This window comes from Pseudomonas wuhanensis (assembly GCF_030687395.1).
GTDB lineage: Bacteria > Pseudomonadota > Gammaproteobacteria > Pseudomonadales > Pseudomonadaceae > Aquipseudomonas > Aquipseudomonas wuhanensis.
In genome coordinates this window covers 3,035,256-3,050,901 of the sequence record NZ_CP117430.1, presented here as the reverse complement: position 1 = coordinate 3,050,901, position 15,646 = coordinate 3,035,256, and the positions used below count along the sequence as shown (strand labels likewise).

16 protein-coding genes, 2 tRNA genes and 2 pseudogenes are annotated in these 15,646 nt (G+C 57.8%); 10 read left to right on the top strand and 10 right to left on the bottom strand.

Features of this window, described 5'->3' with window-relative positions:
- The first annotated feature begins 43 nt into the window (after positions 1–43).
- From PSH88_RS14060 to PSH88_RS14045, 4 genes are all read left to right on the top strand, one after another.
- The gene (locus PSH88_RS14060) at positions 44–301 is read left to right on the top strand and encodes a hypothetical protein (RefSeq protein WP_305426851.1); all 258 of its coding nucleotides are present in this window, start codon (positions 44–46) and stop codon (positions 299–301) included.
- Positions 302–431: 130 nt separating this feature from the next.
- On the top strand, positions 432–662 hold the full coding sequence (locus PSH88_RS14055) for a hypothetical protein (protein WP_008012835.1): 231 nt from the start codon (positions 432–434) through the stop codon (positions 660–662).
- 301 nt (positions 663–963) lie between these two features.
- Positions 964–1,248, top strand: a complete 285-nt coding sequence (locus PSH88_RS14050; RefSeq protein ID WP_305426850.1) for a hypothetical protein — start codon at positions 964–966, stop codon at positions 1,246–1,248.
- 48 nt (positions 1,249–1,296) lie between these two features.
- Positions 1,297–1,722 carry a hypothetical protein gene (locus PSH88_RS14045; RefSeq protein WP_305426849.1) on the top strand — a complete coding sequence of 142 codons (426 nt, stop codon included), beginning with the start codon at positions 1,297–1,299 and terminating at the stop codon, positions 1,720–1,722.
- Positions 1,723–1,727: 5 nt separating this feature from the next.
- On the opposite strand, the pseudogene PSH88_RS14040 reads toward PSH88_RS14045, so the two are convergent.
- Positions 1,728–1,937: pseudogene (locus PSH88_RS14040) on the bottom strand (TetR/AcrR family transcriptional regulator); the annotation flags it as partial.
- 186 nt (positions 1,938–2,123) lie between these two features.
- Positions 2,124–2,384, bottom strand: a complete 261-nt coding sequence (locus tag PSH88_RS14035) for a hypothetical protein (RefSeq protein WP_305426848.1) — start codon at positions 2,382–2,384, stop codon at positions 2,124–2,126.
- Between the two features lie 173 nt (positions 2,385–2,557).
- On the opposite strand from PSH88_RS14035, the gene PSH88_RS14030 reads away from it, so the two are divergent.
- Entirely contained in the window at positions 2,558–2,713 is a 156-nt protein-coding gene (locus PSH88_RS14030; protein WP_305426847.1) for a hypothetical protein, read from the top strand.
- Between the two features lie 405 nt (positions 2,714–3,118).
- Here the strand turns inward: PSH88_RS14030 and PSH88_RS14025 are convergent.
- The 3 genes from PSH88_RS14025 to PSH88_RS14015 all read right to left on the bottom strand — a co-directional run bounded on the left by PSH88_RS14025 (position 3,119) and on the right by PSH88_RS14015 (position 4,674).
- Positions 3,119–3,205 (bottom strand) — tRNA-Leu (locus PSH88_RS14025).
- Positions 3,206–3,400: 195 nt separating this feature from the next.
- Positions 3,401–3,474: transfer RNA gene (locus PSH88_RS14020), tRNA-Cys, on the bottom strand.
- 294 nt (positions 3,475–3,768) lie between these two features.
- Entirely contained in the window at positions 3,769–4,674 is a 906-nt protein-coding gene (locus PSH88_RS14015; protein WP_305426846.1) for an AraC family transcriptional regulator, read from the bottom strand.
- A gap of 323 nt (positions 4,675–4,997) precedes the next feature.
- On the opposite strand from PSH88_RS14015, the gene PSH88_RS14010 reads away from it, so the two are divergent.
- The gene (locus tag PSH88_RS14010; protein ID WP_305426845.1) at positions 4,998–6,308 is read left to right on the top strand and encodes an ABC transporter substrate-binding protein; all 1,311 of its coding nucleotides are present in this window, start codon (positions 4,998–5,000) and stop codon (positions 6,306–6,308) included.
- A 188-nt stretch (positions 6,309–6,496) separates the two neighbouring features.
- The gene (locus PSH88_RS14005) at positions 6,497–7,270 is read left to right on the top strand and encodes an L-iditol 2-dehydrogenase (RefSeq protein ID WP_305426844.1); all 774 of its coding nucleotides are present in this window, start codon (positions 6,497–6,499) and stop codon (positions 7,268–7,270) included.
- 31 nt (positions 7,271–7,301) lie between these two features.
- On the opposite strand, the gene PSH88_RS14000 is transcribed toward PSH88_RS14005, so the two are convergent.
- The 5 genes and pseudogenes from PSH88_RS14000 to nirB all read right to left on the bottom strand — a co-directional run bounded on the left by PSH88_RS14000 (position 7,302) and on the right by nirB (position 12,455).
- The gene (locus PSH88_RS14000; protein ID WP_431312683.1) at positions 7,302–8,444 is read right to left on the bottom strand and encodes a methyl-accepting chemotaxis protein; all 1,143 of its coding nucleotides are present in this window, start codon (positions 8,442–8,444) and stop codon (positions 7,302–7,304) included.
- Positions 8,442–8,855, bottom strand: a pseudogene (locus PSH88_RS30470) (methyl-accepting chemotaxis protein); the annotation flags it as partial. The pseudogene PSH88_RS30470 and the gene PSH88_RS14000, both read right to left, overlap by 3 nt.
- A gap of 180 nt (positions 8,856–9,035) precedes the next feature.
- Positions 9,036–9,476, bottom strand: coding sequence for a CBS domain-containing protein (locus tag PSH88_RS13995; protein WP_305426842.1), 441 nt, complete (start codon positions 9,474–9,476; stop codon positions 9,036–9,038).
- A 31-nt stretch (positions 9,477–9,507) separates the two neighbouring features.
- On the bottom strand, positions 9,508–9,894 hold the full coding sequence (gene nirD / locus PSH88_RS13990; protein WP_305426841.1) for a nitrite reductase small subunit NirD: 387 nt from the start codon (positions 9,892–9,894) through the stop codon (positions 9,508–9,510).
- Positions 9,894–12,455: a nitrite reductase large subunit NirB gene (nirB, locus tag PSH88_RS13985; protein ID WP_305426840.1), complete on the bottom strand. Its 2,562-nt coding sequence runs from the start codon at positions 12,453–12,455 to the stop codon at positions 9,894–9,896. The genes nirD and nirB overlap by 1 nt, the downstream gene beginning before the upstream one ends.
- Positions 12,456–13,289: 834 nt before the next feature.
- Here nirB and PSH88_RS13980 point away from each other — a divergent pair.
- The 3 genes from PSH88_RS13980 to PSH88_RS13970 all read left to right on the top strand — a co-directional run bounded on the left by PSH88_RS13980 (position 13,290) and on the right by PSH88_RS13970 (position 15,530).
- A complete protein-coding gene (locus PSH88_RS13980; RefSeq protein WP_305426839.1) occupies positions 13,290–13,895 on the top strand; it encodes an SCO family protein in 606 nt (201 codons plus the stop codon).
- Positions 13,895–14,383: a copper chaperone PCu(A)C gene (locus tag PSH88_RS13975; RefSeq protein WP_305426838.1), complete on the top strand. Its 489-nt coding sequence runs from the start codon at positions 13,895–13,897 to the stop codon at positions 14,381–14,383. Before PSH88_RS13980 ends, PSH88_RS13975 begins: the two co-directional genes overlap by 1 nt.
- A 175-nt stretch (positions 14,384–14,558) precedes the next feature.
- Positions 14,559–15,530, top strand: coding sequence for a TerC family protein (locus tag PSH88_RS13970; protein WP_305426837.1), 972 nt, complete (start codon positions 14,559–14,561; stop codon positions 15,528–15,530).
- The last annotated feature ends 116 nt before the right edge of the window (positions 15,531–15,646 follow it).

The following is a 15,646-nucleotide window of genomic DNA, read 5'->3' as shown; positions in this document are numbered from 1 at the left end:
CGAACTGACCTGCCCTTTTTTTGCGTGATTGCAAAGGGCTTCTATGCTTGATCTGAATACGAATAGCTTCGGTGACGCCATGGAAGACATTTTCGTTGTGAAACGCTGCAACAAGATCATTGTTCATGGTCGCCGGGCTGGAGAACCCGATCACCCACCACCCGACGCTGCCGTCTGGTATCGCATCGCCGATACCCGCACTCGCGGCTTCATCGGTGACGGCTTCGATCTTGAAGAAGATGCCGCCCGCGAGTGTCGGCGGCTTAACGCGGTCAGCTCGCCAAAGTCCCGGCAGGCCTGAAGCTGACCTGTTTTATTTCCGGGTCTATACTCAAAGGAGCTGAAGGATCAGCGACCCATCGGCAGAAAGCTCGCTCCCCGCGGGCTTTTTGTTGCCCTTTACCCGATTTCTTTGAACGGAGGTGTATGTCATGTCCGAGAAAGAGTCCATCACCACCCTGCTCACCCTGCTTGACTCCCGTCAGGCGCGCCTTGCCGCAGCGTGCAAGGAAATCGCCGATTGGGTCGATAATCAAGGGGGGCATCCGACAGCCCTCAGGATTCGCGATCGTCTGAATGACATCGAGAAAGACACGCCGCAGATTCGCAGCGCGCTGTCTTCACTCAAACCTGTCGAGCCGCCGCTGCCTCGTTTCAGATGAGTCGACCAAGGTACTCAAACCAGGGACAGAGCCCGAGTCAGGACGCCTGATCGGTGACATTATCGTCACCAGGCTTATTCCTGTCTGCGCTACACACCCACCCGGCCAGGTTTGCCGGGCTTTTTTTGTTGTGCCCTTTGCCATTTCACACCGTCTTCACAATTCCCCCTTTACAGTGCACCCACTCCTTTCAAGAAATCCCCTGGCCCGCCCGCATGCGGGCCTTTTTTTGCCTGCTATATAACGAACGAACGCCCTCGCCCGCCTGTCGAACGATTACACATCACGAAGGAGATACCCCATGGTCACTCACTTCAAAATCGGCGGGCACCTGGCCTGTGGACACAAAGGCAGCAACCTGACTTCAAGCAGCATACTGACCCGCGTCAAATGCAGAAGCTGCCGCAATACCGATGCGTTCAAAGAAGCACGCAAAGCCGAACGCAACGCTGCACGTCGGGCCGCACGCAAGGCCAAAGCCAGCCACACCGCCAATGACTGGCGCGCGGCCTGGACTCAGCGGCTGATCGAAATGCCCGGTTTGCAAAGACTGCCGCGTGGTTTTACCGGCCAGCCATTCGTGTAGCTGACTCCTTGATCCCCACACGGGGCGCTATAGGTGGAGGAAATACCGATGAACAGACTTCTTCTGATTCTGATCGTCTGCCTGTGTCCCACGTGGGTGATGGCGCAAGGGGGCGACGTCAAAACCCGGTCCCAAAGCCCTTCAGTTCCCGTGATCGAAACACACTCCTGCTATGAATACGAAGGCATGCCTGTGGACTCTATTGACTGGTCCTGCAGCAATGAGAGCAAGGAAATGCTGACCAGCACCAAGAAAAAAGTCGCGCAGTGCGGCGATCACTATCGGGCCACCTGCCTGGGCACACTGACTGCAGAGGCGCTGGCCAACCCTCAAGCCATCAGCAAAGACAAGAACAGCAAACCACTGAACATTCCCGACAATGCCCAGGTCATCACGTATTACTACAGCGTCGAGAACCTGCCGCAGGCCAAGATCGATTGCGAAACCGGTGGCGGGAAATGGACGGAGAAGTAGCTGTTTTATGAGCTGAAGGTACTCATGGTCGCCGGTGCCATGATTTCACCCAGCGACATGCGCTTGTACGCCTCGACCAGGCGCCGGCCCTCGTCGGGCGCGCAAGAGATGGCCAATCGCATGGTCGCCTCACCCAGGTGCCAAATCAAAAAGGCGGCATCGGTTACTTGCTGCCCATCGCTGCCGGGAAACACCCGCAACATCGCATCGGCCAAAGAATGCTGGCACCACAGCGACCTGCTGACCGAGCTATTTGGCGAAGAGTGGCACTACCCTGCTGGCGATCGTGCCAAAGAGGAAAACCACAAGTTTACATATCTGCGGAGAGTCGTCGAAGCAGTACAGGGAGCGCTTCACCAGGAAAAGCAGCAGGTGGCAGCCTGACCAACCCCTCACCTTTGTCATGTGCTCTCCAAAATTAATTGATGCTTTGTAGTCTCGTCACGTGTAATCGCAGGCACTTGGCCCGGCCGAGAGTGGATCCTCAAATATTGCTGCGTACGCTCAGTGTCAAAGACCTGATCTGCCGCCTCCATCTCGTCAATCAACTGCCGATCGACTGAGTAGTAGCCACAGCTCGGACATTTAAACTCATCAAAACTGCCTACTGGATAAGCTTTCTCGGCGCTATCACCACATACGACGCAGACGGTGATGCTCATACACACCTCCTTCTAAATGATCTATCAACTGTAGTTGATCTCGCCTCAATCAACCTTTGCACCGCCCGGGTATGACCCGGCATAGGACGCCCCATGCCCACAGAAAACAAAATCGCTGCCGTCGGCATGACGGTTGTAAATGCCCATGATCTAACTGAAACCAAGGAGGCTGTATGAACGAGTGGACAAACGAAATGAGCGACAAGGCCATCTACGCAGTGATGGAGCGCTGCGGGATGCTTCAGAACGAATCGGGCTGGTTCATCCTTTCAATCCACGACGCCGAGGATGGCCCTGTTTGCATCTGGGGCCGACGGGTGACGCCATGATCATTACAGTGGAGCTCACTTACTCCGCTGACTCCATCCGATCAACATAAACGCGGCTCCCGGAATCCAGAGTCCAGGGCTTTCAACACCCAAACCGCAGACAAAGAGTGACATCCCTACTACGAACAGCGGCTTTCTAAATGCATTTTCCATAATTTCTACCACTCCTTTTAAGAATCACTCCCATTAAATCATAAAGCCTGCCGGTCGGTGGGCGAGGAATCCCCATGACCAAAGAAAATGAGTACGACTAACAAATCAGCCCACTGGTCCACCAGATCATACGCAACCGCAAGGGCAAAAAAGCTTCGCCAACCAAGTGAATTGCGGACCAACTCCAAAATAGCGGACCAGAAACAAACAAGGGTTTGCATTAGCTTTCGCCCGCAAACCCTTGATTTTAGATGGTGCCCGAAGCCGGAATCGAACCGGCACGCCCTTACGAGCGGGGGATTTTAAGTCCCATGCGTCTACCAGTTTCGCCATTCGGGCGGTAGCGCGGTAAAGCAGTCTGAAGACTGACCAATAACGATCTGGCAGTTCTGACGCTTGTGCAACAGAGGTGGAAATATATACATCCCGCCCCGGTGAAGCAAGTTCGCAAAGATCCTTTTCAAGACTAAATCTTGCAAGGTTGCGAAAATAAAAAAGCTCCGTAGATCATGGATCTACGGAGCTCGTTTAAAGTGGAGGCCGAAGTCGGAATCGAACCGGCGTAGGTGGATTTGCAATCCACTGCATAACCATTTTGCTATTCGGCCTCAAACATCTGATGTCAGTAGCACAACATCAAACGTGTAAACTCATATCTGGAAACAAGATTCTAATCTAGTATCCAACCCTTTGAAATCTAAGGGGTTTTCGTGTTCCCTAAGCAGGAATGGACGCAATTCTGGACTGGTTCGAAAGGCATGTCAAGAACTGGAGAAAAATAATTCGAGATGCGCGATCCCCAATACCCGGTCGCTTTCGAGCCTAACACTTCAGCGCCACAGAAAACGCTACCTATCGCAAGATAGGTGTTGGCTTTTGTGCCCCAAAAAGATCGCAGCCCTTCAATGACTGACCGCCACCACCCGTTGCAACCGCTGCCGATACTGACTAGGCGTCTCTTGCATTTCATGCCGGAAATGCCGATTGAAATTCGACAAGTTGGCGTAACCCACTTCAAAGCAGATATCGGCAACGCTGAAACTGCTTTGCGCCAGAAGACGGCAGGCACGCTGGACTCTCAGTTTGCGCGTCAGGTCGACGAAGGTATGGCCAGTGGCGCGCTTGAAGAATTTGGAGAAAGCCGGTTCATTCATGTCCAGGCGCTGGGCGATGACGGACATCCGCAGCTCATCCGCGAGATCGTTGAGGATGTAGTCGAAGACAATGCTCATGCGCTGGGCCGTCAATGCGTCGAGCATCGGCGCATATTGTAGGCTGGCAAGCGTCTGTCTTTCACTTTCGGGGGCCGATGCCAGCAACTGCAGCAACGACAGGAACAGGCACAATCGCTGCAATCCTTGGCACTGGCCCATGTCTTCCAGCAGTCGGGCCGCTTTCTTGCGGGTAATGCCGTGAAACTGGATGCCCTGGGCCGCTTGGCGAAACAGGTTTTGCAATTCGCTGAGTTCAGGGATCTTGTCGCGCAGTTGCATCAGCATCTGACCATCGAATTGCAACACGACGTCGCGGCCGGCAATCACCTCCCCTTTGCCCAGATCGCTGATCCAGTCGTGTGGCAGACCGGGGCCGATCAGGGCGACGTGGCCGGCCTCGAACAGGCCAATGTAGTCACCGGCCAATAGCCGGCCGCTGCCTTCGCGGATCAGGTGGATCTCGAATTCCGGATGATGGTTCCAGCGAGCAAGGTCGAAGGGATAGTCATGCTCATACCAACGAAAGCTTTGCTGGGGCTCGTTCAGAATGACTTCAAGCGCTGGCGGCTTGTCTGCGGTTACGTGATGGTTCATCACCCTGGCGATTCCATTTTTGTTGGTTTTATCAAGGCTACCGCGAAGCCCGGGACGAGTCGAAGCTGCTTCGAGACTCTACGGCGCTGTTGTCAGACTCCCCCTAAACAGACAGTAAGCCTAGCGCGCTGTATGGCGGCCACTGATACTTTTTTCCATGCTCCTGCGTGGTTAAAAAAGTATCAGTGGCACGTATGCCGTTCATTTGTTCACCGCTTGGGTTGCTGTAATCCTGTGGTCATCCCGTTGCTGCAATGACTCGCACCGTGGATTACAACAACAATAAGAGCCTCTGCCGCCCAAGGCGCAGAGCGGAGAACACGATGAAGATCATTCCAAGCGCGTTTTTTCTGTCCGCCGGCCTGTCCTCTGCCCTGCTCTGCCAGGCTGCCGAAACGGTGACCATCGCCACCGTGAACAACAGCGACATGATCCGCATGCAGCGGCTGTCCAAAACATTCGAACAGCTGCACCCTGACGTGAAGCTCAACTGGGTGGTACTCGAAGAGAACGTGTTGCGTCAGCGCCTGACCACTGACATTGCCACTCAGGGCGGTCAATTCGACGTGCTCACCATCGGTACTTACGAAACGCCGCTGTGGGGCGCCAAGCATTGGCTGGAACCGATAAAAGACCTGCCCGCCAGCTATGACCTCGAGGATATTTTCCCCTCGGTTCGTCAGGGACTGTCGGTCAACGACACCCTCTACGCCCTGCCGTTTTATGGCGAAAGCACCATCACCTATTACCGTACCGACCTGTTCAAGGACGCCGGCCTGACGATGCCCGCGCACCCGACCTGGACGCAGCTCGGCGAGTTCGCCGGCAAGCTGCATCAGCCGGATAAAGAGCAGTATGGAATGTGCCTGCGCGGCAAGGCCGGTTGGGGTGAAAACATGGCCCTGCTGACCACCATGTCCAACGCCTTCGGTGCACGCTGGTTCAACGAGCAGTGGCAGCCGCAACTCACCGGGCCGCAATGGACCGCCGCCGCCAACTTCTACGTCAACACCCTCAAGCAGTACGGCCCGCCGGGGGTTTCGAGCAATGGTTTCAACGAGACGCTGGCGCTGTTCAACAGCGGCAAATGCGCGATTTGGGTCGATGCCAGCGTCGCCGGCTCTTTCATCACCGACAAAACCCAAAGCAAAGTGGCTGACAATGTCGGTTTCGTCGCAGCACCCACACAAGTCACCGATAAGGGCTCGTCCTGGCTCTATGCCTGGTCGCTGGCCATCCCGGCGACGTCCAAACACAAGGAGGCCGCCAAAGCCTTTGTGACGTGGGCGACCTCCAAGGAGTACATCCAATTGGTCGCCGAGAAGGATGGCATCACCAACGTACCGCCAGGCACGCGGATGTCCACCTATAGCGATGCCTACTTGCAGGCCGCGCCCTTCGCCAGTGTCACGCTGAAAATGATGCAGCACGCCGACCCTGCGCACCCGTCAGTCCAACTCGTGCCTTACGTCGGTATTCAGTACGTGACCATTCCTGAGTTCCAGGCCATCGGCACGTCGGTCGGCAAGCTGATGTCTGCGGCGCTTACCGGGCAGATGCCGGTGGAACAGGCTCTGGCCTCGGCCCAGCAAACCACCGAACGCGAGATGAAGCGTGCTGGTTATCCCAAGTAGCAACGACTTGACGCAATCACTGTGGGAGCGGGCTTGCCCGCGAAGAGGCCGGCACATTCAACATTGATGTCGTCTGACACGCCGTCTTCGCGGGCAAGCCCGCTCCCACTGGGTTCTTTGCAGACGGACGACCGCTTTTAATGCCCTCAACGGGGCGTCTCTATAGCTCTTATGAATGGATGGGAACAATGAAACGTTTAGAAGGCAAAAGCGCCCTTATCACCGGTTCTGCCAGAGGCATCGGGAGAACGTTCGCGCAGGCCTATATCCGCGAAGGCGCTACGGTCGCGATTGCAGACATCAACCTGGAACGGGCGCAAGCCACCGCGGCCGAGCTGGGGCCGAATGCTTATGCGGTCGAGATGGACGTGACTGATCAGCAATCAATCGAAGGCGCTATCGCAGCGGTCATCGCTACCACAGGCAAGCTCGATATCCTGATCAACAACGCGGCACTGTTTGATCTCGCGCCGATTGCGGAGATTTCTCGCGACAGCTACGAACGTCTGTTCTCGATCAACGTGTCCGGGACTCTGTTCACGCTACAGGCCGCGGCCAGACAGATGATCCGCCAGGGCCACGGCGGCAAGATCATCAACATGGCCAGTCAGGCCGGTCGGCGCGGTGAAGCGCTCGTCGCGGTGTATTGCGCGACCAAAGCCGCAGTGATAAGCCTCACGCAATCGGCCGGTCTCAATCTCATTCCCCATAACATCAACGTGAACGCCATCGCGCCGGGCGTGGTGGACGGCGAGCATTGGGATGGCGTCGATGCGCTGTTCGCCAAATATGAGAACCGGCCGCTCGGGGAAAAGAAAAGGCTGGCGGGTCAGGAAGTACCCTACGGACGCCTGGGCACGGCAGATGATCTTGTCGGTATGGCGATTTTTTTGGCATCGGCCGAGAGCGAGTACATCGTGGCGCAGACTTACAACGTCGATGGCGGCAACTGGATGAGCTGACTGGCCCCAAGGAACAGGGCCAGCCAATGCTTCAAAGGCGAAACCGATCCACCGATTGCGAAAGCTGGCCCGCCAAGGTGGACAGCTCATCGGTGGTCGAGGCGGTCTGGTTGATGACTTTGCTGTTGCCTTCGGACATGCCGGCAATCATTTCCACCTGATGGGCGATTTCGTTACTGGCCAGGCTCTGTTCACCGATCGTGCGGCTGATGTCATTGACCAACTCAGTGGTGTTGAGGGTGGCCTGGAGGATTTCGCGGATGGCACGCTCGACATCGGCGGTCACCGCCATGCCTTTGTCGACCTGTGCAACGCCCGCTTCCATGCTGGTGACCGCCTCGCGGGTACTTTGCTGGATGCGCGCGACCATGGCGGCGATTTCCTGGGTGGAGGCGCTGGTACGGCCCGCCAGGCTGCGCACCTCATCGGCCACCACGGCAAAACCACGGCCCTGTTCACCGGCGCGGGCGGCCTCGATGGCGGCGTTAAGCGCCAGCAGGTTGGTTTGATCGGCGATGCCCTTGATCACCTGAATGATGCTGAAAATCCCCTCAGACTCTTTGTCCAGGGTGCGGATCACCTGGGCCGACTGCTGCGCCGAACGCGCAATACCGTCCATGTCGCTGACCACCTGATGGATCACGCGACCGCCGTCCTTGGCCAGTTCCTCGGCCTGGTTGGCCATGTCCAGTGCGCGCTCGGCATGCCGGGTGATTTCCTCGATGCTCGCGGTCATCTCACTGGCGGCTGCGGCCATGGTGCTGGCGGCGACGCTTTGTTGCTGGCTGCTGCCCGCGACCTGATGGCAGCCGCTGCTCAATTGCTGGCTCATGCCACTGACGCCATGGGCGTTGCTGCGAACCACCTCGATCATGCCGCGCAGATCGCGCTGCATGATCGCCAGGCTGCGAATCAAGTTGCTGGCTTCGTCCATGCGGGTGGGTTCGACAATAGGTTCGCTCAAGTTGCCATGGGCGATGCTCTCGGCAATGCGACTGGCGATCTGCAACGGCCCCATGATGCTCAGGATGACCCAGCGTCCTTGGGCGAGCAGCAGTAACAAACTGGCGATGAGGACGGTGCCGAGGGTGAAGTTGGCACTGCTGATGGCTTGTTGAGTGCCTGCGCTGGTCTGTTGAGTGTTGGTTTCGATCAGCTCGCTGAGAGCGCCCATCTGGTCTTCCAGCTGGCTGAACGCGGTATTGAACGTGCCGAGTTGCTGCTGTGCGGTATCCGGGTTTTCCAGCGCCAGCCCGACAATGCGTTCGGCGGCACTGATGTACGTATCAAGGCTGGGCTTGATCTTGTCCAGTGCTGCCTTGAGGGTGTCGTTGACCGGCAGCTTGAGGTTATCACCGAGCACTTCACGGAAATGCGCCGCATGTTCATCGATGGAGCTACGGACCTCGGCCTTGCTGCTGGTGCTTTTGCCCAACCCGACCAGCATCGCCGACAGCACATCCGCGCGCAGCGCATCATGCATCATGTCGGCTTCGAGGTGGTTGCGCAGCGCGGTCATGCTGACCTCGTTGTCACTCACCGCTTCAGCCATCCGGATATTCCCCAGATAACTGACCAGGCTCACGATCAGGGCCGTGAGCAAACTGGTGCCGATCAACAAGATCAAACGTAATTTTATGGACACTCGATGAATCCCCTTGGCGGCATTTGCATGGTCAACTGTTGGGGTTATCGACTGTTCCAACCGGTTACTTAAGCTTTTTTCCACTCAAACCGTTTTTTGCGACCTGCGGTATACGCGGGCTCAATGCCCGCGAATGTAGTGCTCAAGCTGGCGAATCAAATCCGCCTGCTCGACGATGGCTTCCTTGACCAGATCGCCAATCGACAACAGACCGATCAGTTCGCCGCTCTCCAGTACGGGCAGATGGCGCAAATGACTGTCGGTCATGACCGCCATGCAGCGCTCGATGCTCTGCTGACTGTCGACGGTCACCACCGGCGCGCTCATGATCTCGCGCACTGGCGTACCGACTGAAGAACGGCCCTGTAGCACCACCTTGCGCGCATAGTCGCGCTCGCTGATCACGCCGACCACCTGCCCGTCTTCAATGACGGGCAACGCGCCGACGTTTTTCTCGGCCATCATTTTCAGGGCATCGAGAACCATCTGGTCCGGTGCGATGCTGTGCACCTGCTGGTTTTGTACGATTTTCAGTTTGAGCAACTGTGCGGCTGTCTTCATCAACGTTCTCCGATACGGTTCAGGGCAGCAATCAAGCCGCCGCGACTTCCACGACGCCGGCGTTCAGGCGCACCGGCCAGACCCGCAGGCGCTGTTCCGGGTACTCCAGGCAACTGCCGTCCTCAAGACGGAAATGCTGCTTGTAGATCGGCGACGCCACCACCAGATCGCCCTTGAGGCTGCCGATCAGTCCGCGACCGATGACGTTCGCGCCGGATTGCGGATCATGGTTGTCGATGGCGTAGAGGGTGCGACCCTCGGCCTGCGGCAGGTAGAACAGCGCCACCTGCGCACCGTCGAGCCAGACGACGACGCCGGAGTTGCTGACCAGATCCTGCTGACTGCACACCGCCTGCCAGGCCTGAGCATTGGCCGCGATTTCAGGGGCTTCGACACGCTGGGTAGTGGACTGGCTCATCAGGCATTCTCCTCGGTGACAGGGATAAGGTTGAGTTCGGCGGCCATGATCGGCCGGCGTTGACCGCGTTCCTGAACAAAGTGGATGTCCGGGTCCGGGCGTTGATCGTTGACGAAGGTGCGGAAGCGCTTGAGTTTTTCCGGATCCTTGAGGGCGTTGGCCCATTCGCATTCGTAGCGGTTGACCACCAGTTGCATCTGCGATTCAAGTTCTGCGCCAAGCCCCAGGCTGTCGTTGATGATCACGTCCTTGAGGTAATCCAGGCCGCCCTCCAGGCTTTCGCGCCAGACCGAGGTGCGCTGCAATTTGTCGGCGGTGCGGATGTAGAACATCAGGAACCGGTCGATGTAACGGATCAGGGTTTCATCGTCCAGATCGGTGGCGAACAGCTCGGCGTGGCGTGGGCGCATGCCGCCGTTACCGGCCACATAGAGGTTCCAGCCGTTCTCGGTGGCGATCACGCCAACGTCCTTGCTTTGTGCCTCGGCACATTCACGGGTGCAACCGGAGACCGCGAATTTGAGCTTGTGTGGCGAGCGCAGGCCCTTGTAGCGATCCTCGAGGGTCAGGGCCATTTTGACGCTGTCCTGCACGCCGTAACGGCACCAGGTGCTGCCCACGCAAGACTTCACCGTGCGGGTCGATTTGCCGTAGGCGTGGCCGGTTTCGAAACCGGCCTCAATCAGCTCGGACCAGATGTCCGGCAACTGATGCAACTGCGCGCCGAACAGGTCGATCCGCTGGCCGCCGGTGATTTTGGTGTAGAGGTCGTATTTCTTCGCCACCACGCCGATCGCGATCAACTTGTCGGCCGTGATCTCACCCCCGGCGATGCGCGGCACCACCGAATAGGTGCCGTTTTTCTGCATGTTGGCCATGAAGGTGTCGTTGGTGTCCTGTAACGGCACCAGCGAGGCGTCCATGATCGGCTGATTCCAGCACGAGGCGAGGATCGAGCCCACCGCCGGTTTGCACACATCGCAACCGGTGTGCCCACGACCGTGTTTGGCCAGCAGTTCTTCGAAAGTGATCACCCCTTCTACTCGCACCAGTGCATAAAGCTCCTGACGGGTGTAGGCGAAGTGTTCGCACAAGCTCTTGTCGACACTGACGCCACGAGCAATCAGTTCATGCTCGAACACTTGCTTGAGCAGCCCCGCGCAACCGCCGCAACCGGTGCAAGCCTTGGTCTGCGACTTAAGCAGGCCCAGGTCGGTGCAGCCGCCGTCGATGGCCGAGCAGATCGAACCCTTGGTGACGTTATGGCAAGAACACACCGTTGCCGACTCAGGCAACGCGCCTGGGCCCAGGGTTGGCGCGCCGGTGGACGATGGCAGAATCAGGCTGGCCGGTTCCGACGGCAAGGCAATGCCGTTCTGCATGTATTGCAGCAGGGTGTCGTAATAGCTGTTGTCGCCAACCAACACCGCGCCGAGCACGCGCTTGCTGTCGGCATCTACCACCAGACGACGGTAGCTGGCCGTGGCTTCATCGATGAACTGATAACTGCGCGCACCCGGCGTTTGGGCGTGAGCATCGCCGATGGAGCCGACATCGACGCCAAGCAGTTTGAGCTTGGTCGACATGTCGGCGCCCTGAAACGGCTCCGCCACTTGATTGCACAGCAGCGTCGCGACGCCACGGGCCATTTGATAGCCGGGGGCGACCAGACCGAAGAGGCTGCCATTCCAGGCAGCGCACTCGCCGATGGCGTAGATGTTCGGATCGCTGGTCAGGCACTGATCGTCAATCACCACGCCGCCACGCGGCCCGATGTCCAGCGCGCATTGGCGGGCCAGCGCATCCTGCGGGCGGATGCCGGCGGAGAACACGATCAGGTCGGCTTCGAGGAATTCTTCATTGGCAAAATTCATCCGGTAGCGGTACTGCTCGCCGGCGCTGATCGACTGCGTGCCACGGGACAGGTGCACGCCAACGCCAAGTCGCTCGATTTGCGCCTTCAGCGCCAAGCCACCCTGCTCGTCCAGCTGCACCGGCATCAGGCGCGGGGCGAATTCCACCACATGGGCTTCCAGGCCGAGGCTTTTCAGGGCGTTGGCGGCTTCCAGACCGAGCAGGCCACCACCGACTACTACGCCACGCTTGGCATTGGCTGCCGCGGTACGAATCGCGTCGAGGTCTTCAAGGGTGCGATAGACCAGGCGCGAGTCGCCTTCTGCACCTTCAATAGGCGGCACAAACGGATAAGAACCGGTGGCCAGAACCAGTTTGTCGTAAGCGACGCAACCTTGTGCAGTGATCACCTGGCGTCGAGCTCGGTCGATTTCCAGCACCGGCACGCCCAGATGCAGGGTTACGCCTGGCGTCTGATAGAGAGAGGCTTCGCCCAGGGCCAGCGACTCGGCATCGCGACCGCCGAAATACTCCGACAGATGCACCCGGTCGTAGGCGCGCATCGGCTCTTCGCTGAAGACATGCAGGCGGTAATGGTCGAGGGCGCCGCGCTCGATGAGCTGCTCGACACAATGATGTCCGACCATGCCATTGCCGATCACGATCAGTGTTTGCAGTTTGTTCAACGCGGCAACATTGGAATTCATAGTAAGCACCCAGCCAAAGCCAATCACGGTTAAAAAAGCAAAAAAAAACGCCTGAAACCTCTCGGTTCCAGGCGTCTTTGCCTGTTCTTCGCGGTGTTCGACCTGGCGCCTTCGCCTGATCCACCGATGTTGCCCACGACCTGCTCGGCCGGTCGATCTTCGTTGATCGACGGGGCTGCCCCTCTTTTTCAGATGAGGCTGAAGGGGTAATGCAGCCTTTGTGCCAGTCCGCGGCGTATGACTTTCTCAGTTCTGGAAAACCGGCTACTGAACGATGGGGGGATTTGATAAAGACTGCGGCCCAGGCGGGTTTCATCAGGCGCGAGTCAACTATGCAGGCCCCCGCGAGCGGGTGGGCGGACGTGGGAGCTGAAGGAAGGAATAGCTCAGGAAACCGCTTCGCACTGGTGCACGCTGTCAGGCATGGCTCTTTAAAAGTGCATACGGCTACGTTCTCTTTGGGCTTAGGCCCCGTGAGCAATGCCAGTCAGTTAGGCGCGAATCCCTGTGGGAGCGGCGGTGCGACGATTCGACTTGCTCGCGAAAGCGGCGTGTCAGGCGACATCAATAGTGACTGTGCTGCCGTCTTCGCGAGCAAGCCCGCTCCCACAGGATTTTCGTCGCTCAAATTTCTTAACTTACCGAAGTTTCGGCTAGCGTCGTCTTCAGCAGCACGGCGTATTGCATTTGCCACGGCCGCGACGTTTTGGCGCATACCGGCAGGCCATCGATTGAGCGCCACAGGGCAACAGTTTGTTAACATCCGTGCGCTTTTTTTCGTCTGATTGATCAGCCACTGTAGATTCCCGGTCGCTACACAGGATGCTTTTTTCCATGAGTACGTTGTATACCCGTCGCACGGTCCTGCATGGCATGAGCCTGTTGAGCCTTGGCCTGCTCGCCGGCTGCGATGACAGCAGCAAGCTGTCGTTCAAGTACGGCAAGGACCTCAGCGACAAGATCATGGGGCGTACCTTCAAACTCAAGGACGCCCAGGGCGAGTACCGGATGCTGGGTAACTATCGGGGCCTGATGCCGATGATCTTCTTCGGCTTCACCCAATGTCCGGCGGTCTGCCCGACGACGCTGGCCCGTGCGGCACAGGCGAAAAAACTGATGGGCCGCGATGGCGAACGCCTGCAAGTGATCTTCATCACCCTGGACCCCGAGCGCGACACACCCGAAATGCTCGACAAATACGTCAAGGCCTTCGATCCGAGTTTCGAGGCGCTGCACGGCACGCTGGAAGAAACCGCCGCCACCGCCAAAGAGTTCGGTGTGTTCTTTGAAAAGATCCCGAGCGGTTCGACCTATACCCTCTCCCACACCGCGACCAGCTTCGTTTTCGACTCCCGAGGCAATTTGCGCCTGGGGCTGTCCGCGTCCCTTACCGCTCAAGAGTGTGCAGAAGACCTGCTCACCGTCATGGAGGTCTGCTGATGACTTCGATTTGCGCATCACGTATTAAACAGCTGGGCATCAAACAACTGGTTCTAGGCCTTTCCCTGATTGGCATGGCCTGGCAGGTGTCCGCTCAAACCCAGGTGAATGACGCCTGGGTTCGTGCGACGGTGGCCGGCCAGCATTCAACCGGCGCCTTCATGACCCTGCAGGCCGACAGCGACAGCAAACTGCTCAGCGTGCAGTCGCCGGTCGCGAACACCGTGCAAATTCACCAATCCAGCATGAAAAACGATGTGATGAGCATGAGCCAGGTCGAGTCCGTCGCGCTGCCGACCGGCAAACCGGTAAGCTTCGACCCCCATGGATATCACATCATGCTGATGGACTTGACGGCCCAGGTTAAGGAAGGCGACAAAGTGCCCCTGACCCTGACCGTGGAAAACGCCAAGGGCGAAAAAGAGACGATCAAGGTTGACGCCGAAGCTCGGGCGCTCGGCATGCAGGATCACAGCAAGATGCATTGAGAGGCTCAATCCCGGCCCGTCTGATCGCCGGTGTTGCGGTGGTGTTCGGAGAACCATCAGCGACACTTCGTAAATAACGAATTATTGGTAAAGAATATTCGATTTTTCTTCGCTGCAATCTCCCCGCTAGCATGACTCTGTCGGCTCCAGAACACGTCCAGACAGGGAGAACGACATGCAACCCCTGAACATCGGTGAACTCTGGATGTGGTTCGCCTTCATCGTCTTCGTTCTTGCCATGCTGGCCGTGGATCTGTTTGTCTTCGGCGGGCGCAAGGCGCATCGGGTATCGGTGCGCGAGGCGTCGTGCTGGGTGATTGCGTGGTGCGCGCTAACGCTGACCTTCGCGGGATTGCTCTGGTGGTACTTGAATGGTGAGTTCGGGCCCGAGATCGCCCAACGCAAAACCCTCGAATTCCTCACGGGCTATTTGATCGAGCAGTCGCTGTCGATCGACAACATGTTCGTCTTCGTGATGATTTTCAGCTACTTCGCCGTACCGCCAGAGTTGCAGCGCCGAGTGTTGCTGTACGGTGTGCTCGGGGCAATCGTGATGCGTGGGGCGATGATTTTCGCCGGCGTGTGGCTGGTGTCGCAATTCGCATGGCTGCTGTATGTGTTCGGCGTGTTCCTGATCATCACCGGGATCAAGATGCTGGTATTCGCCCATCAGCGGCCCGATCTCGATAAAAACCCCTTATTGCGCTGGATACACGGCCATCTGCGCGTCACCGCCGGGCTTCATGGCGAGCGTTTTTTTGTGATGCAAAACGGCCGGCGCTGGGCGACGCCAATGTTTATGGTGCTGGTGCTGATCGAGGCCAGCGACCTGATATTTGCGGTCGACAGCATCCCGGCGATCTTCGCCATCACCACCGATCCGTTCATTGTGTTCACGTCGAACATCTTCGCGATCATGGGCCTGCGTGCCCTGTACTTCCTGCTGGCCGACATGGCTGACCGCTTCCACTTGCTCAAATACGGTTTGGCGATCGTGCTGGTGTTCATTGGCGCGAAGATGACGCTGATGCCGTGGCTTCACATGCCGATTGAATGGTCGCTGGCCGTTGTTGGCGGAATCATTCTGACTTCGGTGCTGTTGAGCCTGATCTTGACCCGCAAGGAGGATCAGATGCGATCCCTGTAGCTGTCGAATGCGATCTTTTGTCGTACTTGCCCTCACCTGATAATCTGAGCCCCCTTGCCTGCATGTCTCTGATGGACCATCGGCGCGCAAAGACGTCGCGATGATCACTTCACCCC

Bases quoted from the DNA above. Each gene is read 5' to 3' on its own strand.
- PSH88_RS13970 (WP_305426837.1), top strand. From the start codon at position 14,559: ATGCAACCCCTGAACATCGGTGAACTCTGGATGTGGTTCGCCTTCATC.
- PSH88_RS13995 (WP_305426842.1), bottom strand. From the start codon at position 9,476: ATGAAGACAGCCGCACAGTTGCTCAAACTGAAAATCGTACAAAACCAG.
- PSH88_RS14055 (WP_008012835.1), top strand. From the start codon at position 432: ATGTCCGAGAAAGAGTCCATCACCACCCTGCTCACCCTGCTTGACTCC.
- PSH88_RS14000 (WP_431312683.1), bottom strand. From the start codon at position 8,444: ATGGGCGCTCTCAGCGAGCTGATCGAAACCAACACTCAACAGACCAGC.
- nirD (WP_305426841.1), bottom strand. From the start codon at position 9,894: ATGAGCCAGTCCACTACCCAGCGTGTCGAAGCCCCTGAAATCGCGGCC.
- nirB (WP_305426840.1), bottom strand. From the start codon at position 12,455: ATGAATTCCAATGTTGCCGCGTTGAACAAACTGCAAACACTGATCGTG.
- PSH88_RS14035 (WP_305426848.1), bottom strand. From the start codon at position 2,384: ATGAGCATCACCGTCTGCGTCGTATGTGGTGATAGCGCCGAGAAAGCT.
- PSH88_RS14005 (WP_305426844.1), top strand. From the start codon at position 6,497: ATGAAACGTTTAGAAGGCAAAAGCGCCCTTATCACCGGTTCTGCCAGA.
- PSH88_RS14030 (WP_305426847.1), top strand. From the start codon at position 2,558: ATGAACGAGTGGACAAACGAAATGAGCGACAAGGCCATCTACGCAGTG.
- PSH88_RS14050 (WP_305426850.1), top strand. From the start codon at position 964: ATGGTCACTCACTTCAAAATCGGCGGGCACCTGGCCTGTGGACACAAA.
- PSH88_RS14015 (WP_305426846.1), bottom strand. From the start codon at position 4,674: ATGAACCATCACGTAACCGCAGACAAGCCGCCAGCGCTTGAAGTCATT.
- PSH88_RS13980 (WP_305426839.1), top strand. From the start codon at position 13,290: ATGAGTACGTTGTATACCCGTCGCACGGTCCTGCATGGCATGAGCCTG.
- PSH88_RS14045 (WP_305426849.1), top strand. From the start codon at position 1,297: ATGAACAGACTTCTTCTGATTCTGATCGTCTGCCTGTGTCCCACGTGG.
- PSH88_RS14060 (WP_305426851.1), top strand. From the start codon at position 44: ATGCTTGATCTGAATACGAATAGCTTCGGTGACGCCATGGAAGACATT.
- PSH88_RS13975 (WP_305426838.1), top strand. From the start codon at position 13,895: ATGACTTCGATTTGCGCATCACGTATTAAACAGCTGGGCATCAAACAA.
- PSH88_RS14010 (WP_305426845.1), top strand. From the start codon at position 4,998: ATGAAGATCATTCCAAGCGCGTTTTTTCTGTCCGCCGGCCTGTCCTCT.